Source organism: Kaistia geumhonensis, from assembly GCF_030815145.1.
GTDB lineage: Bacteria > Pseudomonadota > Alphaproteobacteria > Rhizobiales > Kaistiaceae > Kaistia > Kaistia geumhonensis.
Genome location: NZ_JAUSWJ010000001.1, coordinates 1,197,254 through 1,214,761, shown reverse-complemented (window position 1 = coordinate 1,214,761; position 17,508 = coordinate 1,197,254). Strand labels below are relative to the sequence as shown.

Here is a 17,508-nt window from a genome sequence, read left to right as displayed (position 1 = left end):
GTTAACCAAGCCGAAGCCGTGGATAACCCGCTGGAAAACCGGCGGGCCGGGCTTCAGGCGAGCGTGCGCGTGACGATGTCGAGCGTGTCGGGGGAGAGCTTCGGCGCCGACGCGATCCGCCGGAGCGCCGCTTCCGCCGCGGCGCGGCGGACGGGCTCCATCGACCGCCAGGAGCGGAAGGCAACCAGGAGGCGCGCCGCCGTCTGTGGATTGCGGCGATCGAGGTCGAGCACGAAATCCGCCACGAAGTCGTAGCCTGCGCCATCCGCGCGATTGAACTGCGCCTGGTTGAGGCTCGCGAAGCCGCCGACGAGCGCGCGCACGCGGTTGGGATTGGAGGCGGCGAAGGAGGGATGCGCGAGCAGCGCCTTGACGCGGTCGAGCGTCTCCGGAGCGGGCACGCTCGCCTCCAGCGTCAGCCACTTGTCGAGCACCAGCGGATCGCTGCGATAGGCCTCGTGGAAGGTATGGAGCGCGGACAGCCGCTCCGGCAGCGCTGCATGGCAGAGGGCGGCGAGCGCCGCGAGGCGGTCGGTCATGTTGTCCGCCGTCTCGAACTGCCAGACAGCGGCGCCGACCGCGGCGCGGCTGCCCGAGGCGACCATCAGGTCGAGGACCGCGTTGCGCAGCGCCCGCACGCCGGCATTGCCCGCGTCGGGCGAATAGGACTGCTCGGCGCCGAGCGCGGTATGAACCGCGAGGAGGCGCGGCCCGAGGCTCGACACGATGGCGAGCCGCAGCCGCTTGCGCGACGCCGCCACGGCGTCGGGATCGACATTTTCGCCGATCTCGCGGGCAATGTCGGCCTCGCTCGGAATCTGAAGCACCTGCGCGCGGAAGGCCGGCTCCAGCTTTTCGTCGTCCAGCACGGCGCCGAGCGCGTCAATCAGCGCCGGTTCGGCGGCCCCGTTCCGCCCTTCGGCAGTCGCGGAGGCTCCCGCCACGAGGCTGCGCATCGCCAGCGTCTGAGCCGCCTGCCAGCGGTTGAACGGATCGCGGTCGGCGCGCACCTGGAAGAGCAGGTCCTCCGCCGAGGCATCGATCGCGAGCCGCACCGGCGCCGAGAACCCGCGCAGCAGCGAGGGCACCGGCCGCGTCGAGACGCCCTCGAAGGTGACGGTCTGGCTGGCCGCGGTCAGATGGATCACGTCGCCGTCGACCCGGGCGCCGGACACCGAGGCGAAGTCCAGGTCCTCGCCGTTCGGGCCGATGAGGCCAAACCGGACGGGGATCTGCATCGGCCGCTTGACCGGCTGGCCCGGCGTGGCGGGGATGCTCTGTGCCAGCGTCAGGCGATAGCGGCGATGCCGGGCATCGAACTCGCCCCGCGCGGCGACCTGCGGCGTCCCGGCCTGGCTGTACCAGAGACTGAACTGGGTGAGATCCTCTCCGGTCGCTTCGGCGAAGCAGGCGAGAAAGTCCTCGATCGTCGCGGCATCGCCGTCGTGTCGGTTGAAATAGAGATCCATGCCGCGCCTGAACCCGTCCTCGCCGAGGATGGTTTGCAGCATCCGCACGACCTCGGCGCCCTTCTCGTAGACGGTGGGCGTGTAGAAGTTGCTGATCTCGTGGTAGATTTCCGGCCGGACGGGATGGGCGAGGGGGCCGCCGTCCTCGGGGAACTGCCGCGCCTGCAGCGTACGCACGTCGGCGATGCGCTTCACGGCGCGCGAGCGCATGTCGGACGAGAATTCCTGGTCGCGGAAGACGGTCAGGCCTTCCTTCAGGCAGAGCTGGAACCAGTCGCGGCAGGTGATGCGGTTGCCGGTCCAGTTGTGGAAATATTCGTGAGCGATGACGCCCTCGACATTGGCATAGTCGACATCGGTCGCCGTGTTCGGGTCTGCGAGCACGTATTTGTCGTTGAAGATGTTGAGGCCCTTGTTCTCCATCGCGCCCATGTTGAAGTCGGACACGGCGACGATGTTGAACACGTCGAGGTCGTATTCGCGGCCGAACGCCGTCTCGTCCCAGCGCATCGAGCGCTTGAGCGCGTCCATCGCGTAGAGGCAACGTGCCTCCTTGCCATGCTCGCAATAGATGGCGAGATCGACCTTGCGGCCCGACATGGTGGTGAAGCTGTCCTTCACCGCGCCGAGATCGCCCGCCACCAGCGCGAACAGATAGGAGGGCTTCGGGAACGGATCGTGCCAGACCGCGAAATGCCGGCCGCTGCCGGGAATGTCGCCATGCGCGCCGGGATTGCCGTTGGCGAGCAGCAGCGGAGCCTCGCTCTTCAGCGCCTCGATGCGGGTCGTGTAGACCGAGAGGACGTCCGGACGGTCGAGGAAATAGGTGATGCGGCGGAAGCCCTCGGCCTCGCACTGCGTGCAATAGGCACCGGTCGACCGGTAGAGCCCCATCAGCTTGGTGTTGGCGGAGGGATCGATGACCGTCTCGATCTCGAGCAGGAAGGGCCGGTCCGGCACGGCCCGAACGGTCAGGAGGGACGGCGTCGCCGTGAAGGCATCCGCGGCAAGCGGCGCGCCATCGAGGGAAAGGCCGGCGAGCACGAGCTCGTCGCCGACGAGTTCCAGCACGGTGGCGGTGCCGCGCGGCCGGATCGAAAGCCGCGCCAGAACACGCGTCTCCGTGCGGTCCAGCCGGAAATCGAGATCGACATGCGTGATATCGAAGGCGGGCGGCGCGTAATCGGCCAGTCGGAACGGCGCCTCGGCAGCCTTCATGCTTCGTCCTCCCTGTCGCGTCCGCCCCCTTGCGTGGCTGTTCGCGTCCTCTGCAGACCGCGCCGTCTGCGTTCGGTCCCCGATCCCGGCAACCCTTGGTCGATTAGAATCCTTTCATAGTCCGCCGTCTTGCGCAAACCTCGGCGGCGTCGGGGCTGCAAAATCGGGCAACTGTCCACGGTGCATTTCCTCCATGATCGCAAGGGTCTGAGTTGCCTACCTCAGTTTCTGATGGTAACTCGTCAGACGAGGAGGAACGGCGCTTGGGCAAGACGACGCTTCAGGATGTCGCCCGGGAGGCGGGTGTCAGCCTCGCGACGGTCGACCGTGTCCTGAACGGCCGCGCCGGCGTGCATGCGCGCACCATCGAGCGGGTCCAGGCGGCGATCGAACGCCTCAACTACCAGCCCGACCGTCTCGCCTCCCGCCTCGCGCGCGGCCGCGACTATCGGTTCGAGGTCGTGCTGCCGACCGGCGCCAACGAGTTCATGACGCTCCTGGAGCAGGAGTTCCGCGCGACGGCGGACCGCTATCTGCACGAGCGCGTCCGGATCACCTTCACCCATGTCGACGTCTTCGACGGCGAGATGCTGGCGACGGCGCTGGAAAGGCTGCCGGCCGATCTCGACGGCGTCGCGCTGGTGGCGCTCGACCATCCGGCGGTCGCCGAAGCGGTGAACATGCTGGCCGACCGCGGCACCACGGTCGTGACGCTCGTCTCGGACCTGCCGGGAACGCGGCGCGCGCATTTCGTCGGCGTCGACAACTACGCCGCCGGGCGGACGGCCGCGACGCTGCTCGGCCGCTTTCTCGGCCGCCGCAGCGGCAAGGTCGGCCTGATCGCCGGCTCGCTGGCGCTGCGCGACCATATCGAGCGGCAATACGGCTTCGAACAGGTGGTGGAGCGGGAATATCCCGATCTCGAGGTGCTTCCGATCCGCGAGGGCCGCGACGACGACGACCGCGCCGAGCGGGTCGCCGACGCGCTGCTCGCCGAGCATCGCGACCTCGTCGGCGTCTACAATGTCGGCGCCGGTACGGCGGGCATCGTCGCCGCGCTGGAGAGGGCTGGCCGCGCCCGCGACGTCGTGTTCATCGCGCACGAGCTGACGCCCTTCAACCGCCGCCAGCTCATCCGCGGCACCATCGACGCGCTCATCAACCAGGATGCCGGCCACATGGCGCGGAGCGCCGCGCGGCTGCTGCTCGCCGCCCGCGAAGGTCTGCCGATCATCCCCGGGCAGGAGCGTATCAGGATCGACATCTTCGTCAGGGACAACGTGCCCTGACCGTGCAAAGCGCCGCTCCGGCGACGCGACAACGAACCCCGACAGTCCAAGGAGGATGCTCATGAAGACGATCAAGGGACCGGCGATATTCCTCGCCCAGTTCGCCGGCGACACCGCGCCGTTCAACTCGTTCGACGCCATCTGCGAATGGGCGGCCTCGCTCGGCTACAAGGGCGTGCAGATCCCGACCTGGGACGGCCGCCTGATCGACCTCAAGAAGGCCTCGGACTCGAAGGATTATTGCGACGAGCTGGCCGGCACCGCGGCCAAGCACGGCCTCGAGATCACCGAGCTCTCGACCCATCTGCAGGGCCAGCTGGTCGCCGTGCATCCGGTCTATGACGAGCTGATGGACGGCTTTGCCGCTCCGGAAGTCCGCGGCAATCCAAAGGCCCGGCAGGAATGGGCCGTCGACCAGGTGAAGCGGGCGCTGCGCGCTTCGAAGCATCTCGGCATCACGGCCCATGCCACCTTCTCGGGCGCGCTCGCCTGGCCGTTCCTCTATCCCTTCCCGCAGCGCCCGGCCGGTCTCGTCGAGGCGGCCTTCGCGGAGCTCGGCAAGCGCTGGACGCCGCTGCTCGACTATGCCGACGAGCATGGCGTCGACCTCGCCTACGAGATCCATCCCGGCGAGGACCTGCATGACGGCGTCACCTTCGAGATGTTCCTCGCCGAGGTGAAGAACCACCCGCGGGCGAACCTGCTCTACGATCCGTCGCACTTCGTGCTGCAGCAGCTCGACTATCTCGACTACATCGACATCTATCACGAGCGCATCAAGGCGTTCCACGTGAAGGACGCCGAGTTCAACCCGACGGGCCGCCAGGGCGTCTATGGCGGCTACCAGAGCTGGGTGAACCGCGCGGGCCGCTTCCGCTCGCTCGGCGACGGCCAGGTCGATTTCGGGGCGGTGTTCTCGAAGCTCACCCAGTATGACTATGCCTCCTGGGCGGTCCTCGAATGGGAATGTGCGCTGAAGCATCCCGAGGATGGCGCGCGCGAGGGCGCCGAGTTCATCAAGCACCACATCATCCGCGTCACGGAGCGCGCGTTCGACGACTTCGCCGGTGCCGGCACCGACGACGTCGCCAATCGCCGCATCCTCGGCATCGCCTGAGCGGCAAGGAAAGGAACAGTCCCCATGGCCATCGAAGGCAGCAAGGAAGAAGCCGCGAGCGGTCGCATCCGCCTCGGCATGGTGGGCGGCGGGCAGGGCGCCTTCATCGGCGCCGTCCACCGCATCGCCGCGCGCATCGACGACCAGTACGAGCTGGTCGCCGGCGCGCTGTCGTCCGAACCGGCTCGCGCCAAGGCCTCCGCCAAGGATCTCGGCATCGCCGACGACCGCGCCTATGGCTCGTTCGAGGAGATGGCGAAGGCCGAGGCCGCCCGTCCGGACGGCATCGAGGCGGTCGCCATCGTCACGCCGAACCACATGCATGCGCCGGCCGCCAAGGCCTTCCTCGAGGCCGGCATCCATGTCATCTGCGACAAGCCGCTGACGACCACGGTCGCCGAGGCGGAGGAACTGGTGGCGCTCGTCAAGAAGACCGGCAAGGTCTTCGCGGTGACGCACAACTACACCGGCTATCCGATGATCCGCCAGGCGCGGGCCATGGTGGCGGCCGGCGAGCTCGGCACCATCCGCCTCATCCAGGCCGAGTATCCGCAGGACTGGCTGACAGAGCGGGCCGAGGCCTCGGGCTCCAAGCAGGCCGAGTGGCGCACCGATCCCAAGCGTTCGGGCGCCGGCGGCTGCATCGGCGATATCGGCACGCATGCCTACAACCTCGCCTGCTTCGTCTCCGGCCTCGAACTCGACGAATTGCTGGCGCAGCTGACGACCTTCGTCGAAGGCCGCCTGCTCGACGACGACGTCGAGATCCTGCTGCGCTGGAAGGGCGGCGCCAAGGGCATGCTCTGGGCAAGCCAGGTGGCGGTCGGCCACGAGAACGGCCTCAAGCTGCGCGTCTACGGCACCAAGGGCGGCCTCGAATGGACGCAGGCCGATCCGAACTATCTGTGGTTCACGAAGTTCGGTGAGCCGAAGCAGCTGCTCACCCGCGGCGGCGCCGGCGCCTGGCCGGAAGCGGCGCGCGTCACGCGCGTTCCCGGCGGCCATCCGGAAGGCTATCTCGAAGGCTTCGCCAACATCTACACCGAAGCGGCCCGCGCCATCCGCGCGGCACGCGACGGCGGCACCGTCGGCGCGGACGTCATCTATCCGAGCGTCGAGGACGGTCTCGTCGGCATGAAGTTCATCGAGGCGGCCGTGAAGTCGTCCAATGCCGGGAATGTCTGGACCAAGGTCTGACAGTCCGCCCGCCGCGCGGCGGGCTCGACCAGCGAATGACCAGGGGCGCCGCGAGGCGCCCCTTTTTTCATGCGCGCAAGACCGTGTCGACGCCTGCCCGAATTACTAAACTCGGTTTAGCAAATCACTGTTGCGCTGCACAACAAGTGGCGGAAATTTGCCGTTGCTTAGTTTAGTGAATTGGTTATCACTAAACACAATCACTAAACAGAAGGCCGGGAGCAACCGGCGTCGGGGAACGCTTCAATTCACCTGCCCCGGATCGCCCGAGGAAGCGGTCCAGCGCATGAGCCGTCCTTTTGCGCAGGCGCGCCACGGGCAATTCAGGGAGGATCGCATGCGGAATTTGCTGAAGCTGGCCGCCGCGCTGGGCACGGCCACCGTGCTCACCTGCGCGATGTCGGCGGGCGCCAAGGCGGCCGACAAGTCGCTGACGCTGTGCTGGGCCGCCTGGGACCCGGCCAATGCGCTGGTCGAGCTCTCCAAGGATTTCACCAAAGAGAGCGGCATCGACATGAAGTTCGAGTTCGTCCCCTGGACGAGCTATGCCGACCGCTTCCTGAACGAGCTGAACTCACGCGGGAAGCTGTGCGACCTCATCATCGGCGACAGCCAGTGGGTCGGCGGCTCGGCCGAGAACGGCCACTATGTGAAGCTGAACGACTTCTTCGACAAGGAGGGCATCAAGATGTCCGACTTCGTCGACGCGACGGTCGTCGGCTATTCGGAATGGCCGAAGAACACGCCGAACTACTGGGCGCTGCCGGCCATGGCCGACGCGGTCGGCTGGACCTATCGCAAGGACTGGTTCGAGAAACCGGAACTGCAGAAGGAGTTCAAGGAGAAATACGGCCGCGATCTCGCGCCGCCCAAGACCTATGAGGAGCTCAAGGACATCGCGACCTTCTTCCAGGGCCGCGAGATCGACGGCAAGAAGGTCTACGGCGCCTATATCTTCACGGAGCGCGGCTCCGAAGGCATCACGATGGGCGTCACCAACGTCCTCTACGACTACGGCTTCCAGTATGACGATCCGAAGAAACCCTACAGCATGGAAGGCTTCGTCAATTCTCCGGAGGCGGTGAAGGGGCTCGAATTCTACAAGGAGCTCTACAAGTGCTGCACGGCGCCGGGCATGACCAATGCCTACATGTCCGAGGGTCTCGACGCGTTCAAGTCGGGCCAGGTGGCGATGCAGATGAACTGGTTCGCCTTCTTCCCCGGCCTCTACAAGGACCCGAATGTCGGCGGCGACAAGATTGGCTTCTTCCCGAACCCGGCCGGTCCTGACGGGCATTTCACCCAGCTCGGCGGCCAGGGCATCTCGGTCGTCGCCTATTCCGACCACAAGGACGACGCGCTCGAATACATCAAATGGTTCGCGCAGCCCGCCGTCCAGCAGAAGTGGTGGGAACTCGGCGGCTATTCGGCCCTGAAGGCCGTCGTCGACGCGCCGTCCTTCCCGCAGAGCGCGCCCTTCGCGCCCGACTTCCTCGTCTCCATGAACATGGTCAAGGACTTCTGGGCCGAGCCTGCCTATGCCGAGCTGATGCAGGCGATGCAGAAGCGCGTGCACGACTATGTGGTCGCCGACCAGGGCACCGCGCAGGAGGCCCTCGACGGTCTCGTCAAGGACTGGACGACCGTCTTCGAGGACGAAGGCAAGATCTGACGCGGCATCGCGCATGCCTCGCGGCGCCGGTGACCCGGCGCCGCGTCCCCGCCGACGACCGACGATGCCGGACCGAACCATGACCGAAGCGACGACATCAGGCGCGCTGACCGAGAAGGTCGCCGGCGCCACGCCGGATAGCCTTGCCCGGCCGCTGCGCGGTCTCTCGGACAGGGCCATCGCCTGGCTCTTCATCGGGCCGACCATCGTCCTCCTGCTCGCGATCAACATCTTCCCGCTGATCTGGACGATCTGGCTCTCGTTCACGAATTACCGCGCCAACAAGCCGAACGCCGAGGTGAAGACGGTCGGGCTGCAATGGTACGAGCGCATCCTGACCGACGCCGATGTCTGGTTCGCGATGCAGACCACGGCGCATTTCGTGATCTGGACGATCGTCATCGAGACCGTGCTCGGTTTCGGCCTCGCCTGGCTGATCGACAAGAAGTTCCGCGGCCACGGCGTGTGGACGACCATCATTCTCATTCCGATGATGCTGTCGCCGGCGGTGGTGGGGAACTTCTGGACCTTCCTCTACCAGCCGCAGAGCGGGCTCTTCAATTATGCCGTCTCGTTCTTCACGGGCATCGAGCCCTCGTCCTTCCAGATGCTCGGCGATGTGCGCCTCTCGCCCTGGGCGATCGTCATCGTCGATGCCTGGATGTGGACGCCCTATGTGATGCTGATCTGCCTCGCCGGGCTGCGCTCGATCCCCGACTACATCTACGAGGCGGCCGAGGTCGACCGCGCCTCGCCCTGGCGGCAGTTCTGGTCGATCACGCTGCCGATGGCGCTGCCCTTCATCATGCTGGCGGTGCTCTTCCGCGGCATCGAGAACTTCAAGATGTTCGACATGGTGAACCTGCTGACGGGCGGCGGGCCCGGCTCGACCACCGAGGTCGTGTCCATCACGCTGAAGCGGCAGGCCTTCGAGAGCTGGCGCACCGGCTATTCCTCGGCGCTCGCCATCATCCTCTTCGTGACCGTCTTCGGCCTCGCCAACATCTATGTGAAGGCGCTCAACCGGGTGAAGCAGCGATGAACACCTGCCAGTCTCTCGTCGGAAGCCCGTCATGGCGGGGAGAGCCCGTGCATGTCGGCCGGGGCAGCGTTTCGGCAGCGGGAGGTCGGCGATGAGCGCCGCGGACCAGGCCCATTCGATCGTCGCCCCGACGAGCCTGATGCGGCGCGTCGCCGGAGCGCTCGTCATCGTCTATGCGATCGTCACCATGATCCCGCTCGTCTGGATCATCGCGACCAGCTTCAAGACGCCGCCGGATTCGATCGCCTATCCGCCGAAGATCGTCTTCACGCCCTCGCTCGAAGGCTATGTGAACCTGTTCACGACGCGCACGCGCCAGTCGCCCGAGATGCTGGCGCAATTGCCGCCGCCGACGACATGGTACGACGCGCTGGTTCGCTCGCGGAACATGGTGATCGCCGGCCCGTCCAATGTCGTGCCGCGCTTCGTCAACTCGATCATCATCGCCTTCGGCTCGACGTTCCTCGCGGTCTTCCTCGGCACGCTCGCCGCCTACGGCTTCTCGCGCTTCCGCGTGCCGTTCAAGGACGACCTGCTCTTCTTCATCCTGTCGACGCGCATGATGCCGCCGATCGCCGTCGCGATCCCGATCTATCTCATGTACCGCCAGCTCGGCCTCAACGACACCAAGCTCGGCATGATCCTGCTCTATACGGCGGTCAATGTGTCGCTCGCCGTCTGGCTGCTGAAGGGCTTCATCGACGAGATCCCGCGCGAATACGAGGAAGCGGCGATGATCGACGGCTATACGCGGCTGCAGGCCTTCCGCCTCGCCGTGCTGCCCCAGGCCGCGACCGGCATCGCCGCGACCGCCATCTTCTGCCTGATCTTCGCCTGGAACGAATATGCCTTCGCGGTGCTGCTGACCTCCGGCTCGGCGCAGACCATGCCGCCCTTCATTCCCTTCATCATCGGCGAGGGCGGCCAGGACTGGCCGGCCGTCGCCGCCGCGACGACCCTGTTCGTGGTGCCGATCTTCGTCTTCACGCTGCTGCTGCGGAAGCATCTCCTGCGCGGCATCACCTTCGGGGCGGTGCGGAAATGAGCGTCGAAACGCCGCCCTCGGTCCCGCCCCGTCGCGGCTTCTTCGCCGGCCTCGCGCGCCTTCGCCGCGGTCCCTGGGAGGCGGTCGCGACCGTCCTGATCGGGCTCGGCGTCGTCATGCTCATGCAGCCCGTCTCGGCGACCGCCTATGCCTATTCCTTCGTCACGATCCTGGCGGGCACGGTGATGTTCGCCGTCGTCAGCCATTTCCCGGAGTAGGCGATGGCCGAGATCAGGGTCGAGAATGTCAGGAAGTCGTTCGGCGCCTTTACGGCCGTGAAGGGCTCCACCTTCACCATCAATGACGGCGAGTTCTTCGTCATGCTGGGCCCGTCCGGCTGCGGCAAGACCACGACGCTCAGGATGATCGCCGGGCTGGAGCTGCCGACATCGGGGCGCATCCTCCTCGGCGGCGAGGACGTCACCTTCAACCGCGCGGCGGCGCGCGACATCGCCTTCGTCTTCCAGCTCTTCGCTCTCTATCCGCATATGAATGTCAGGAAGAACATCGGCTTCCCGCTCAAGTGCCAGGGCATGGGCGGCGCCGAGATCGACCGGGCCGTCGAGGAAGCGGCGCGGCTGCTGCGCATCGACCATCTGCTCGACCGCCCGGTCTCGGGCCTCGCCGGCGGCGACCGTCAGCGCGTCGCGCTCGGCCGCGCTATCGTCCGCCGCCCGAAGGCCTTCCTGATGGACGAGCCGCTCGGCACGCTCGACACAGAATTCCGCGACCTGATGGTCCGCGAACTGCGCGAGCTCCATAACCGCATCGGCGCCACCACCGTCTATGTGACCCATGACCAGCTCGAGGCCATGGCCATGGCCGACAAGATCGCCGTCATGAACCACGGCGTGATCGAGCAGTTCGGCCGCCCGCAGGAGATCTATGACCGGCCGGCGACAATGTTCGTCGCCGATTTCCTCGGCTCGCCACCGATGAACTTCCTCTCCTTCCATGGCGGCGTCCGGTCGGGCGACCGCTCGGTGCGGCTCGCTTCAGCGGAGATCGCGGTTCCAGAACTGCATGAGGAGCGTGCGCCGGGCGATCTCGCGCTCGGCATCCGGCCCGAGCATGTCCGCCTCGACGACCGCGCGCCGCTGCGCGGGACCGTATTCGGAACCGAATATCTCGGCACCACGCAGATCGTGGCGATCGAAACCGCGCATGGCCCGCTCAAGGCGCGCCTTCCCGCCGACCTGCCGGTCGAGACGGGCGAGAATGTCGGCCTCAGCTTCCGTTCCGAGCGGCTGTCCGTGTTCGACAAGGGCTCCGGCCGCGCTCTGGCCTCGGCCCTCTATGCGGGAGGCGGGCAATTGCCGGGAGGTGCACATGGCTGACGTGACGCTCGACCATGTCACCAAGCGCTTCGGCCAGGCAGTGGCGATCGACGATCTCTCGCTCACCGTCGCGGACGGCGAACTCGTCGTGCTGCTCGGCCCGACCGGCGCCGGCAAGACGACGACGCTGCGGCTCGTCGCCGGGCTCGAGGCGGCGGATGCCGGCCGCGTGTCGATCGGCGGCCGCGACGTGACCGGCATGGCGCCGGCCGGCCGCGACGTCACCTTCGTCTTCCAGCAATATTCGCTCTATCCGCATCTCTCGGTCTTCGACAACCTGGCCTTTCCGCTGCGTTCGCCGCAGCGGCGGCTGCCGGCGGACGAGATCAAGCGCCGCGTCACCGAGGTGGCGACGATGCTGCGCATCGCCCACAAGCTGGAGAATCGCGCCACCCGGCTCTCCGGCGGCGAGATGCAGCGCGTCGCGATCGGCCGGGCGCTGGTACGGCGTCCGGCGATCTATCTGATGGACGAGCCGCTCTCCTCGCTCGACGCCAAGCTGCGGTCCGATCTGAGGCTGGAGCTGAAGCATATCCAGCACGATCTCGGCGCCACCATCCTCTATGTGACGCATGACCAGACCGAGGCGATGACGCTGGCCTCGCGCATCGGCGTGATGAATGCGGGACGGCTCATCCAGATCGGCACGCCGCGCGAGGTCTACAAGCAGCCCGCCAATCTCTATGTCGCGGCGCGGCTCGGCCAGCCGGCGATCAACATCTTCCCCGAGGGACTCATTCCGGCTGGCGGGGCGCCGCCGGGTGCGAAGACGGTCGGCGCCCGGACGGAACACCTGCGCATCGAGCGCGCCACGAACGGCGAGGCCAATGGCAAGGTCGACTGGATCGAGCATCTCGGCGACCAGAACCATCTCCATGTCAGCATCGGCGACCGCAAGCTGACGACGCTGGTCGACCCGGCGACGGAACTCGTCGCCGGAGACGCGGTTGCGCTCAGTCTCGTCGATCCGCTCTATTTCGACGGCGAGGGGAATCGGATCGCGGGAGGCAGAGGATGATCGACTACAAGGGCCGCCGGGCCCTGATCGAGGCCATGGCGGGCGCTATGATCGCCCATGCCGACGAACTGACCGCGCTCGACCAGGCGATCGGCGACGGCGACCACGGCCTCAACATGAAGCGCGGCTTCGAGGCGGTGCTCGCGGATGTCGACGGGCTGGCGGCGAAGCCCATTCCCGACGCGCTGAAGGCGATCGGCACGACGCTCGTGATGAAGGTCGGCGGCGCTTCCGGCCCGCTCTACGGCACGCTGGCGCTCGCGCTCGCCAAGGAGCTCCCGGCCGATCCCTCGCGCGCCGATCTCGCCCGTGCGCTGAAGGCGGCCATCGAGGCGGTGAAGGCGCGCGGCAAGTCCGAGATCGGCCAGAAGACGATGCTGGACGTGCTGGCGCCCGTCGCCGCGGCGCTCGAAAGCGGCGCCGATCCGGTCGCCGCGGCAGAAGCGGCGGCCGAGGCTACCGTGCCGATGAAGGCGATCCGCGGCCGCGCCTCCTTCCTGGGCGACCGGTCGATCGGTCACATGGACCCCGGCGCCCGGTCGAGCGCATTGCTCGTCGCCGCCATCGCTGAGAAACTGGACGAGATCGCATGAGCGCCTCCGCTTCCCCATCCGCCAATGTCGGCATCGTCATCGTCTCGCATTCGCCCGACGTGGCGCGAGGCACGGCCGAGATGGTCCGCCAGATGGTCGGCGACGAGGTGCCGCTCGCCTTCTGCGGCGGCAATCCCGATGGCGGGCTTGGAACGAGCGTCGAGGCGATTCTCGGGGCGATCGATCGCGCCTGGTCGGAAAAGGGCGTCGCGATCCTCGTCGATCTCGGCGGTGCCGAGACCAACAGCGAGATGGCGATCGAGATGCAGCCGGAAGAGCGGGCGGGGCGGATCGTCGTCTGCAACGCGCCGATCGTCGAGGGCGCGGTGATCGCCGCGACGGAAGCGTCGGGCGGCGCCTCGCTCGACATCGTCCGCCGCACGGCGGAAGAGCTTTCGCCGGCCTGAGGCGGCGGGAAAGGAACAGGCCATGGCCGAGCAGGAATCCACCGCAAGCGTCCTTCTGACCCATGAGGTGGGCCTCCATGCGCGCCCCTCGGTGAAGCTGACCAAGCTCGCCAAGACCTATTCGTCCGATATCGCGCTGGCGACCGCCGAGGGCGGGCCGTGGATCGATGCCAAGAGCATCGTGCGCGTCATGGCCGCCAAGGCGCCGCAGGGCACCGTGCTGCATTTCCGCGCCAGCGGCCCCGACGCCGACGCCGCGCTGGCCGCGCTGGTCTCGCTGGTGAAGCGCGATTTCGACGAGGCCGGAGTCCATGTCTCCGAAAGATCCCATGCCGGCGATTGAGCTTACCGGACGCGCCGCGGCGCCGGGCCTCGCGCTCGGCGCGCTCTACAGGCTCGCGGAGCGAGCGGGGCCGCGCCGCGTAGCCGGGACCCCCGAAGAGGAGGCCGCCGCGCTGACCACGGCCATCGCCAGCGCTTCGGCGGCGCTCATTGCCATCATGGCGGAAGCGGAAGGTGAAGGCGCCGACATCCTGGAATTCCAGGTCGCGATGCTCGCCGACGACGAACTCGCCGCGCCGGCCCTCGCCGCGATCGGGGCCGGCATCGACGCCGCCAGCGCCTGGCGAGCGGCACTCGACGAAGCCATCGCCGGCTATCGCGACGGCGGCGACGCCTATTTCGCGGCGCGGGCCTCGGATCTCGAGGATATCCGCGACCGGGTGCTCGCCGCGCTCGACGACGGGGAGGCTGGCGAGCCCATCGTGCCGCCCGGCGCGATCCTCGTCGGCCGCGACGTGACGCCGAGCCTCTTTCTCTCGGTCGACTGGAAGGCGGGCGGCGCGATCGCCCTTTCCGAAGGCAGCCCCTCCAGCCATGTCGCCATGCTGGCGCGGGCGCGCGGCGTTCCCATGGTGGTCGGCCTCGGCAGCCTGCCGACCTCTGGCGCAGCCGAGGCGATCGTCGACGGCGATGGCGGCCGCCTGATCCTCGATCCCGATGCAAGGGCGAAATCCGCCTTCGCCCGTGGCGCGGCCGGCGCGGCCGACCGCGCCGTCGTCGAGGCCGAGGCAGCGCGGCTTCCCGGCCGCCTCGCCGACGGATCGCCCGTCCGCGTGCTGATCAATGTCGCCGAGCCGGAAGAGCTCGACGCGATCGACCCGGCGATCTGCGACGGCATCGGGCTCGTCCGCACCGAATTCCTTTTCCACAGCCCCGGCGGACTGCCGGACGAGGAGACACAGTTCCGCGCCTATCGGCGCATGCTGGAATGGGCCGGCGAGCGGCCCGTCACCATCCGCACGGTCGATGCCGGTGGCGACAAGCCGGTGCCGGGGCTCACCATCGACGGCGAATCGAATCCGTTTCTCGGCACGCGCGGCGTTCGGCTGTCTCTGCTGAGGCCGGAGATCTTTCGCATCCAGCTGCGCGCGCTCGCCCGCGCCGCACCGCATGGCAATCTCAAGGTGATGCTGCCCATGGTCACCGTGCCCGGCGAGATCGAGGCGGCAACACGGCTGCTCGACGCCGCCGTCGCCGAGCTTGCCGCCGAGGGCATCTCGCATATGCGCCCGCCGCTCGGCATCATGGTCGAGGTGCCGGCGGTCGCCGTGGTGCCGGATCTCTATGCCGATGCGGCGTTCTTCTCGATCGGCTCCAACGACCTCACGCAATATGCGACCGCTGCGGCGCGTGACATCGCCGCCGTGGCGCCGCTCTGCGACGCAGGCCATCCGGCCGTGGCGGCGCTGGTCGCCAATGTGGTGAGGGCCGGCGAGCGGCTCGGGCGCGAGGTGAGCCTTTGCGGCGACATGGGCGGCGATCCGCGCCATCTGCCGGCGCTGGTCGCCGCGGGGCTGCGCGCCGTCTCGGTCGCGCCGCGCCTCGTCGGCCGCGTCAAGCAGGCGCTTGCCGCCATCGGGCCGGATGGTGCGGCATGAGCGCAGCCGAGGAAGGCGCCGCGCCGGCGGTCGCCACCTACAAGGCGATCCTGCAGCGCGTGCTCGACAACCGCCCGTCGGGGACGCGCGGCCGCCTGGCGCAGGCGCTCGGCAAGAACCGCTCCTTCGTCAGCCACATCACCAATCCAGCCTATCCGACGCCGATCCCGGCGCAGCATCTCGAGACGATCTTCGAGGTCGGCCATTTCTCGCCCGACGATCGCCGCCTCTTTCTCGACGCCTATGCGCTCGCCCATCCGCGCCGCGTGCCGTCGCTGAAGGAAGCGCGGCGCCTTCGTCCGCATGTGATCTATCTTCCTGATCTCGGCGACAGCGAGAAGAACCAGGATCTCGACCGCCTCGTCGGCGAGTTCGTGCAGCGGTTGACGCGGCTGGTGGACGGTTAGGGCTGAGGGCTTGCCGGTCACGCGCGAACGGCGCCCCTTTCCCGCTGGGAGAGGGGCAGGGTGAGGGCCTTCCGGCCCGGAGAAGACAAGCGGGAGGGAGACCGATGAAGAAGCTGATCAATGCGCCGGACACGGTGCTCAGCGAGAGCCTCGATGGCTTCGCCGAAGCGCATGCCGATATCGTCCTGCTCGGCGAGGAGCGGAAATTCGTCCGCCGCCGTACCCTGAAGCCGGGAAAGCCGGCGCTGGTCTCGGGCGGCGGATCGGGCCATGAGCCTCTGCATGCCGGCTTCGTCGGCTTCGGCATGCTCGACGCCGCCTGTCCCGGCCAGGTGTTCACCTCGCCGACGCCCGACCAGATGATCGCGGCGGTGGCGGAGGTCGATACCGGCGGCGGCGCGCTGTTCATCGTCAAGAACTACGAGGGCGACGTCATGAACTTCGAGATGGCGGCCGAGATGGCCGGCTCGGAGGTGCTGACCGTCATCACCGACGACGATGTCGCGGTCGAGACCTCGACCTATTCGCTCGGCCGGCGCGGCGTCGCCGGGACGATGATCGTCGAGAAGGTGGTCGGCGCAGCCGCCGAGGCGGGCATGGGGCTCGGCGCCCTGAAGGTGCTCGGCGACCGGGTCAACGCGGCGTCGCGCTCGATGGGCGTCGCGCTCACGAGCTGCATCGTGCCGGCGGCGGGAACGCCGACCTTCACGCTGCCCGAGGACGAGATGGAGATGGGCGTCGGCATCCATGGCGAGCCCGGCCGGCGGCGCGTGAAGCTCGAAGGCGCCGATGCGATCGCCGAGGAGATGGTCGCGGCCATCGCCGGCGATCTCGGCAGGGGAGGCGACGCGCTGCTGCTCGTCAACGGCTTCGGCGGCACGCCGGCCATGGAGCTCTATCTGATGCGGCACGCCGCCGGGAAGGCGCTGGCCAAGCACGGCATCCGCATCGCCCGCGGCCTCGTCGGCAACTATGTGACCTCGCTGGAGATGGCCGGCTGCTCGCTGACCGTGACGCTGCTCGACGATGAGATCGCGCGGCTCTGGGATGCCCCGGTCCATACGTCCGCCCTGCGCTGGGGGCTCTGACGCGCTCAGTGCTGCGGGACGGTCCGCGTCGAGGACAGGACCGTCACGTGGCAGCCGGCCGCATCGCGCGCGCGGATGCGCTCGTCCGCGCAGCGCTTCGGCCGGACGGTGGTGCCGCTCGCGGTGATGCGCACCGAGCGGATGCCGATCATGCTCGACAGCGTCGTCGGCACCGCCGCGGAGACCGTGCCCGACAGGCTTTCGCCGCGCTCGACGAAATGCCAGCCGTCCGGCCGCGCGATGGAGCCTGTCGGCATGCGGTCGAAAGCGACTTCCGCCGTCTCGGCGCGGATGTCGTCGCGCGCCCGGGCGCCGGCGGAGAGCGCCGCGTCGAGGCGCTGCTGGAGTTCGCTGCGCGCCGAGGCGAGCCGCGAGAGATCGACCATCGCGCCGAGGACGACGAGCAGAGCGAGCGAAGCGACGGCGAAGAGGGCTATGCCCTTGCCGCCGATCGTCGCGCGCACCATTTCATCGCGCACGGCAGCGTGCTTCTCTGGTGATCCGGCAGGATCGGCGTTGGGGGACACGTTTCTTCCTTGGGGACTTTGCCGGCTCGTGTTCGGTAAAACTTGAACCAGATGCGTTTTAACCGGGGCTTTCCCGGAGCGGCTGAAAGCAGTGAATTTCCGTTAACGATCGGGCGCCGATCAGAGTGAAGTCGCGGACAGA

17 protein-coding genes are annotated in these 17,508 nt (G+C 67.9%); 15 read left to right on the top strand and 2 right to left on the bottom strand.

Translation table 11 applies throughout. The features are described from left to right. Positions 1–53: 53 nt before the first annotated feature. Entirely contained in the window at positions 54–2,687 is a 2,634-nt protein-coding gene (pepN, locus tag QO015_RS05760) for an aminopeptidase N (RefSeq protein WP_266280892.1), read from the bottom strand. Positions 2,688–2,950: 263 nt separating this feature from the next. On the opposite strand from pepN, the gene QO015_RS05755 reads away from it, so the two are divergent. The 15 genes from QO015_RS05755 to dhaK all read left to right on the top strand — a co-directional run bounded on the left by QO015_RS05755 (position 2,951) and on the right by dhaK (position 16,839). Then, positions 2,951–3,976: a LacI family DNA-binding transcriptional regulator gene (locus tag QO015_RS05755; protein ID WP_266280893.1), complete on the top strand. Its 1,026-nt coding sequence runs from the start codon at positions 2,951–2,953 to the stop codon at positions 3,974–3,976. 61 nt (positions 3,977–4,037) lie between these two features. Then, positions 4,038–5,093, top strand: coding sequence for a sugar phosphate isomerase/epimerase family protein (locus QO015_RS05750; protein WP_266280895.1), 1,056 nt, complete (start codon positions 4,038–4,040; stop codon positions 5,091–5,093). A gap of 24 nt (positions 5,094–5,117) precedes the next feature. Next, positions 5,118–6,290 carry a Gfo/Idh/MocA family protein gene (locus QO015_RS05745; protein ID WP_266280897.1) on the top strand — a complete coding sequence of 391 codons (1,173 nt, stop codon included), beginning with the start codon at positions 5,118–5,120 and terminating at the stop codon, positions 6,288–6,290. Positions 6,291–6,687: 397 nt separating this feature from the next. Continuing rightward, entirely contained in the window at positions 6,688–7,962 is a 1,275-nt protein-coding gene (locus tag QO015_RS05740; RefSeq protein ID WP_370877452.1) for an ABC transporter substrate-binding protein, read from the top strand. 79 nt (positions 7,963–8,041) lie between these two features. Continuing rightward, positions 8,042–9,004 carry a carbohydrate ABC transporter permease gene (locus QO015_RS05735; protein WP_266280901.1) on the top strand — a complete coding sequence of 321 codons (963 nt, stop codon included), beginning with the start codon at positions 8,042–8,044 and terminating at the stop codon, positions 9,002–9,004. A gap of 91 nt (positions 9,005–9,095) precedes the next feature. After that, the gene (locus tag QO015_RS05730; protein ID WP_266280903.1) at positions 9,096–10,049 is read left to right on the top strand and encodes a carbohydrate ABC transporter permease; all 954 of its coding nucleotides are present in this window, start codon (positions 9,096–9,098) and stop codon (positions 10,047–10,049) included. Further along, positions 10,046–10,267: a hypothetical protein gene (locus tag QO015_RS05725; RefSeq protein ID WP_266280905.1), complete on the top strand. Its 222-nt coding sequence runs from the start codon at positions 10,046–10,048 to the stop codon at positions 10,265–10,267. The genes QO015_RS05730 and QO015_RS05725 overlap by 4 nt, the downstream gene beginning before the upstream one ends. Positions 10,268–10,270: 3 nt before the next feature. Next, the gene (locus QO015_RS05720; protein WP_266280906.1) at positions 10,271–11,386 is read left to right on the top strand and encodes an ABC transporter ATP-binding protein; all 1,116 of its coding nucleotides are present in this window, start codon (positions 10,271–10,273) and stop codon (positions 11,384–11,386) included. Then, entirely contained in the window at positions 11,379–12,404 is a 1,026-nt protein-coding gene (locus QO015_RS05715; protein WP_266280908.1) for an ABC transporter ATP-binding protein, read from the top strand. Before QO015_RS05720 ends, QO015_RS05715 begins: the two co-directional genes overlap by 8 nt. After that, on the top strand, positions 12,401–12,997 hold the full coding sequence (gene dhaL, locus QO015_RS05710) for a dihydroxyacetone kinase subunit DhaL (RefSeq protein ID WP_370877398.1): 597 nt from the start codon (positions 12,401–12,403) through the stop codon (positions 12,995–12,997). The genes QO015_RS05715 and dhaL overlap by 4 nt, the downstream gene beginning before the upstream one ends. Then, a complete protein-coding gene (gene dhaM / locus QO015_RS05705) occupies positions 12,994–13,404 on the top strand; it encodes a dihydroxyacetone kinase phosphoryl donor subunit DhaM (RefSeq protein ID WP_266280909.1) in 411 nt (136 codons plus the stop codon). The genes dhaL and dhaM overlap by 4 nt, the downstream gene beginning before the upstream one ends. A 22-nt stretch (positions 13,405–13,426) precedes the next feature. Further along, positions 13,427–13,747, top strand: coding sequence for an HPr family phosphocarrier protein (locus QO015_RS05700; protein WP_266280912.1), 321 nt, complete (start codon positions 13,427–13,429; stop codon positions 13,745–13,747). Beyond that, positions 13,734–15,344, top strand: coding sequence for a putative PEP-binding protein (locus QO015_RS05695; protein WP_266280913.1), 1,611 nt, complete (start codon positions 13,734–13,736; stop codon positions 15,342–15,344). Before QO015_RS05700 ends, QO015_RS05695 begins: the two co-directional genes overlap by 14 nt. Further along, a complete protein-coding gene (locus QO015_RS05690; RefSeq protein WP_266280914.1) occupies positions 15,341–15,751 on the top strand; it encodes a hypothetical protein in 411 nt (136 codons plus the stop codon). Before QO015_RS05695 ends, QO015_RS05690 begins: the two co-directional genes overlap by 4 nt. Positions 15,752–15,855: 104 nt before the next feature. Next, positions 15,856–16,839 (top strand): dihydroxyacetone kinase subunit DhaK, encoded by a 984-nt coding sequence (dhaK, locus tag QO015_RS05685; RefSeq protein ID WP_266280915.1) that lies wholly within the window; start codon positions 15,856–15,858, stop codon positions 16,837–16,839. 5 nt (positions 16,840–16,844) lie between these two features. Here dhaK and QO015_RS05680 read toward each other — a convergent pair whose 3' ends face one another. After that, the gene (locus tag QO015_RS05680) at positions 16,845–17,366 is read right to left on the bottom strand and encodes a Tad domain-containing protein (protein WP_266280916.1); all 522 of its coding nucleotides are present in this window, start codon (positions 17,364–17,366) and stop codon (positions 16,845–16,847) included. Positions 17,367–17,508 lie beyond the last annotated feature (142 nt).

Bases quoted from the DNA above. Each gene is read 5' to 3' on its own strand.
- QO015_RS05750 (WP_266280895.1), top strand. From the start codon at position 4,038: ATGAAGACGATCAAGGGACCGGCGATATTCCTCGCCCAGTTCGCCGGC.
- dhaL (WP_370877398.1), top strand. From the start codon at position 12,401: ATGATCGACTACAAGGGCCGCCGGGCCCTGATCGAGGCCATGGCGGGC.
- QO015_RS05745 (WP_266280897.1), top strand. From the start codon at position 5,118: ATGGCCATCGAAGGCAGCAAGGAAGAAGCCGCGAGCGGTCGCATCCGC.
- QO015_RS05715 (WP_266280908.1), top strand. From the start codon at position 11,379: ATGGCTGACGTGACGCTCGACCATGTCACCAAGCGCTTCGGCCAGGCA.
- dhaM (WP_266280909.1), top strand. From the start codon at position 12,994: ATGAGCGCCTCCGCTTCCCCATCCGCCAATGTCGGCATCGTCATCGTC.
- QO015_RS05690 (WP_266280914.1), top strand. From the start codon at position 15,341: ATGAGCGCAGCCGAGGAAGGCGCCGCGCCGGCGGTCGCCACCTACAAG.
- QO015_RS05740 (WP_370877452.1), top strand. From the start codon at position 6,688: ATGTCGGCGGGCGCCAAGGCGGCCGACAAGTCGCTGACGCTGTGCTGG.
- QO015_RS05735 (WP_266280901.1), top strand. From the start codon at position 8,042: ATGACCGAAGCGACGACATCAGGCGCGCTGACCGAGAAGGTCGCCGGC.
- QO015_RS05695 (WP_266280913.1), top strand. From the start codon at position 13,734: ATGCCGGCGATTGAGCTTACCGGACGCGCCGCGGCGCCGGGCCTCGCG.
- pepN (WP_266280892.1), bottom strand. From the start codon at position 2,687: ATGAAGGCTGCCGAGGCGCCGTTCCGACTGGCCGATTACGCGCCGCCC.
- QO015_RS05700 (WP_266280912.1), top strand. From the start codon at position 13,427: ATGGCCGAGCAGGAATCCACCGCAAGCGTCCTTCTGACCCATGAGGTG.
- QO015_RS05730 (WP_266280903.1), top strand. From the start codon at position 9,096: ATGAGCGCCGCGGACCAGGCCCATTCGATCGTCGCCCCGACGAGCCTG.
- QO015_RS05725 (WP_266280905.1), top strand. From the start codon at position 10,046: ATGAGCGTCGAAACGCCGCCCTCGGTCCCGCCCCGTCGCGGCTTCTTC.
- dhaK (WP_266280915.1), top strand. From the start codon at position 15,856: ATGAAGAAGCTGATCAATGCGCCGGACACGGTGCTCAGCGAGAGCCTC.
- QO015_RS05720 (WP_266280906.1), top strand. From the start codon at position 10,271: ATGGCCGAGATCAGGGTCGAGAATGTCAGGAAGTCGTTCGGCGCCTTT.